The organism is Cyanobacteriota bacterium, assembly GCA_025054735.1.
Taxonomy (GTDB): Bacteria; Cyanobacteriota; Cyanobacteriia; order SKYG9; family SKYG9; genus SKYG9.
The window spans coordinates 1-3,889 of the sequence record JANWZG010000379.1 but is presented as its reverse complement, the minus strand read 5'-3'; the positions used below and the strand labels follow the sequence as shown (position 1 = coordinate 3,889).

The following is a 3,889-nucleotide window of genomic DNA, read 5'->3' as shown; positions in this document are numbered from 1 at the left end:
CTCAACTCCAAGGTCGCTAAACAGCAAATTGCTTAACCCACGGATATTAGGAACGCCCATAATACTGTGTACTTGAGGACGGCGTAAATCAGCATCTACCAATAGCACACGCTGGCCCATAGCTGCTGCTGCATGGGCTAAATTGACTGCCACTGTAGACTTACCATCCCCAGGCACTGCGGAACCAATCACGATCGACTGCACAGGTGCATCTGACCCTAGGAAGCGCAAGTTCGCATACACTGTCCGAAAGGCATCAGTAAATGGTGACGGCGTATAGGCATCTCTACGCTCAGAGTCAGCTCCCGGTGCTTGCTCGACGGCGATCGATTGCCCAGTCTGGGCAGCCATCCATTGGCCCTCACTATCCCTCAAGCGAGGTTGCATAGACACAGCAACCTTAGGTAGCGCCTTCTGATAAGGAATAATGCCCAGCAGTGGCAGTCGCGTGCTGTCCTTCAGCTCATTAGCCGTATGGAATACATTGTCTAGCTTTTCTGCTAAGAGCGCTGCTCCAAAACCCAACACTAGTCCTGCAGCCACACCCACACCCAAGTTACGAGGAACATTCGGTGAGATTGGTACACTTGGCTTTACTGGTGGCACAATAATTTGCCAAGGGAGTGCCCGTTGAGAGGCCTCAATTTGTAGGTCTTCACGAGTTGACAAAAATCGATTCAGGCTGTCAGTGGCTACTTTCAACTCACGCTGAAGATCGGTGTAGCGGCGGGCCAGTGCAGGCACTAGGTCAAATTCTCGCTTTAAGCGAGCTTCTGTTTCCGCTAAGACAATGCTTCGTCGTCTGAGCACTTCAATCTGGTTAGCTGTGTTAACCAACTGCTTGTTCAAATCCAGGGTAATGGCAGTCAGGTTGCCATTGGCTCCTGCTGGACGATTGCGGCCTAAAACTCGCAACCCTTCCTGTTGCAGCAGTGGCAACAACCTCTCGCGCTTTTCTACTAAGGCTTGAATATTAGGACTGCTAGGTTGAAACCGCACAGATTCCGTGGCAATTTGGGATTCAATCTGCTGAATTTGGTTCAACAAACTTTGGTAGCGACTGGACTCACTAAGGGATGTAGCGGCGATCGCAGCGGCTGGATCCCGTTGACCCACCTGCTGCTGCAAGGTCGCATAGAGAGTCTCTGCCTGTTTAAGCTGAACCTCAGTATCCTGCTGCTGGGTTTCAATAGAGTTAAGTTGCCCAGAAATCTGCGCCCCACGGGATTCAGGATCCAACAAGCTGTACTGTTGACGAAAATCAGCCAACGCCCGTTGTAACTGATTAACCCGTCGGCGTAATTCAGGTAGCCGCTCTTCTACAAATTTCACCCCCTGCTGCAAACTGACCTGGCGCAGGTTAATGCTGTACTGCAGATAGTCAGCTGCTAGCTGATCTAACACCCGCTTAACTTTCTCAGGATCTTGATCTTGATAGGAAATCATGAGAATTTTAGTGGGACGCTGATCTGGGTCTAGGGTTTGGCTAATGGACAGTCCTGCTATCAACTCGCCATGACTAAACCCCGGATAGATGCGCTGGAGAGCCTTGACCGTGGGAGCCAGCATTTCTGGGCTGCGCATGACCTCAATTTGAGTAGCGTAGTCAAAGCTAGATTGAGGACCAAATAAGAGAAACTCTTGGGGACGATTGAGGTTGATAGCAGGCTCAATCAATACCTGAAACCCCGACTGGTAAATAGAAGGGCGCGTTAGAGTCCATGCCCAAATTGAACCTGTTACGGCAACGGCTACACCCGCAATCACTAGTATTCGTCGCCGGATGATGCTAAGAATCTGTCGGAAGCTGAGTTCGTCTCGATGGTCTGTCTGACTAGCATAGTAGTTGAGTGCTAGCGGCTGTGGTGGCTGCACAATGGGCGCAGCAGGCCGATTATAGGGTTCAATTTGCATAAACAGCTCAACACCGAGTGAATAACGCTAGTGAAGAAAAGTTACCAGAAGTATAGGACAGATCGCCGCGAATGACCCGACAAATCCTCTCGGCCTAGACGAGCCAGCGCCCAGGGCAGTCCCTATTAACGAATGATGCCAAACAGGCGCAGGAGGCCAAAACCTGCTGTAATTGGCGAAAAGAATAGGTTAAACTCGTCGCTAATGCCCGCGATCGTAGACTTAGAGACGATGACTGTATCATTATTCCGCAACGGCGGGTTGTTTTCTTCGCTGATGCCCTGGGCAAAATCAACCCCGATTGTGCGGCGAGTAACGGTGCCGTTGGGATTTAAGCGCACTAACTCAACCGTACCCGTTTGAGCACGAGTATTGAACCCGCCTGCTGCCAACACGGCTTGATTCAGCGGGGTGTTGGGAGGCAGTTTGATAGTGCCTGGCTTGGCAACTTCACCCACTACATTGATATTAATTTCTGCTGGGGAGAAGCTGGCAACAGCCTGCTTTGCAATTTCATCGGGGGTAAGAGCCGCCGCAGTAGGAACGATAATAGTATCCCCTTCCTGGAGAGGAATATCCTGCCGCAGATCACCACCCGCTAGCAATTCCCACAGGTTCACATCAATTACCTTGTCATCGCCAGTGCGGGTTGGCCGACGAACCTGAATTCTACGAATATCGGCAATTTGGTTGATACCCCCTGCTAGGGCGATCGCCGTAGTCACCGATGTCACTGGTGTTTTTTCATCTGCTTGCAGGGTGTAAGTTCCAGGACGGCTAACTTCACCAATGATAGCTACCTTGATCGGCAAATTTTCCGTGCCTCTGATGCTGCTCAAGGGCAATTGGCGAGCCTCCGCTAGGTTCACTTCCTCAACAGTGGGAATAAACACACTGTCACCATCTCGCAGTACAATATCTTGCCGCAGGTTACCTTCTCGGATCAGTTCCCACAAATCTAGAGTAATGACTTGATCACCACCACGGTTGACAGGCCGCCTTCGCCGCACCTGCACTCGCCGGACATCAGCAACTTGCGTTAAACCACCAGCTTGCTGAATTAGGCGTGTAACCGTAGGCACTTCAGCCGACCCAGCCGCTGTGCCGGTGCCTGCTAGATAAGAGCCAGGACGGTTAACTTCACCAGCGATCGCCAGCTTGACAGGGCGAGTTCCCGTGATACTAAGGGTAATAATCGGACGGCGCAAATACTTACTGTAACGCTCAGCCAATTCCGCAGATGCTTGACTCAGAGTCATCCCCTGTACAGGCACAGTACCCACCAATGGCAGATTCAACGAGCCATCCACCAAGACTTGATAGGCACCACTGTATTCCGGGACATTGAAGATATCGATACGGAGTTGATCTCCTGGGCCAAGCAAATAGCCTTCATCAACTAGGGCTGGGGCAATTGGGTTAGCTGTGGGCATTGTTGAATTAGACGACGATGCTGCTGAAGGTGTGCCCACAGGTGGAACAGGCATTGGTCTGGTAGGGAGGGTGCTGGGTGCTGGGCTAGGAGCTGTAGGACGACCGTTGATGACAGGCGTAGGGCTAATAATTGGAACTGGACTGGCCACAGGGGCAGGGCCTTGCTGAGTATCTGTAGTGGGTGTGGTTTGAGCACGAACTACCAGGGGCGCATAGGAAACAATCAAAAAACTGGAAAGCGCAAGCCAACTGCTGCTAGCCTGTATCCACTGCTTGACAACAGCGTGTTGAGGGGTCTGAGGTTTTGGTTCGCTTGTAGATTGTGTCATTGATGTTTATCCCCTTGGATACATTAACAATTGCTAAGTTCAACGGTAAATCACTCTTGACTGAATAATAGCCAATAATTTCTCAGCCAATACTTAGACCCATATTAGGATCATGCCGATAGTCTGGACGCTACTGTAAGCCTTAGAGTTTCATTGGCGATTCCTCTCTGGGGGTGGGCTTGCTAGATAGGTGTTGGCACGGGGGCTGAGAT

Annotated in this window: 2 protein-coding genes; both read right to left on the bottom strand. The window is 51.0% G+C overall.

Features of this window, described 5'->3' with window-relative positions; translation table 11 throughout:
- The coding region (locus NZ772_15325) for an exopolysaccharide transport family protein (protein MCS6814926.1) at positions 1–1,914 on the bottom strand (1,914 nt) is incomplete at its 3' end.
- A 125-nt stretch (positions 1,915–2,039) separates the two neighbouring features.
- Positions 2,040–3,677: an SLBB domain-containing protein gene (locus tag NZ772_15320; protein ID MCS6814925.1), complete on the bottom strand. Its 1,638-nt coding sequence runs from the start codon at positions 3,675–3,677 to the stop codon at positions 2,040–2,042.
- Between the last annotated feature and the right edge of the window lie 212 nt (positions 3,678–3,889).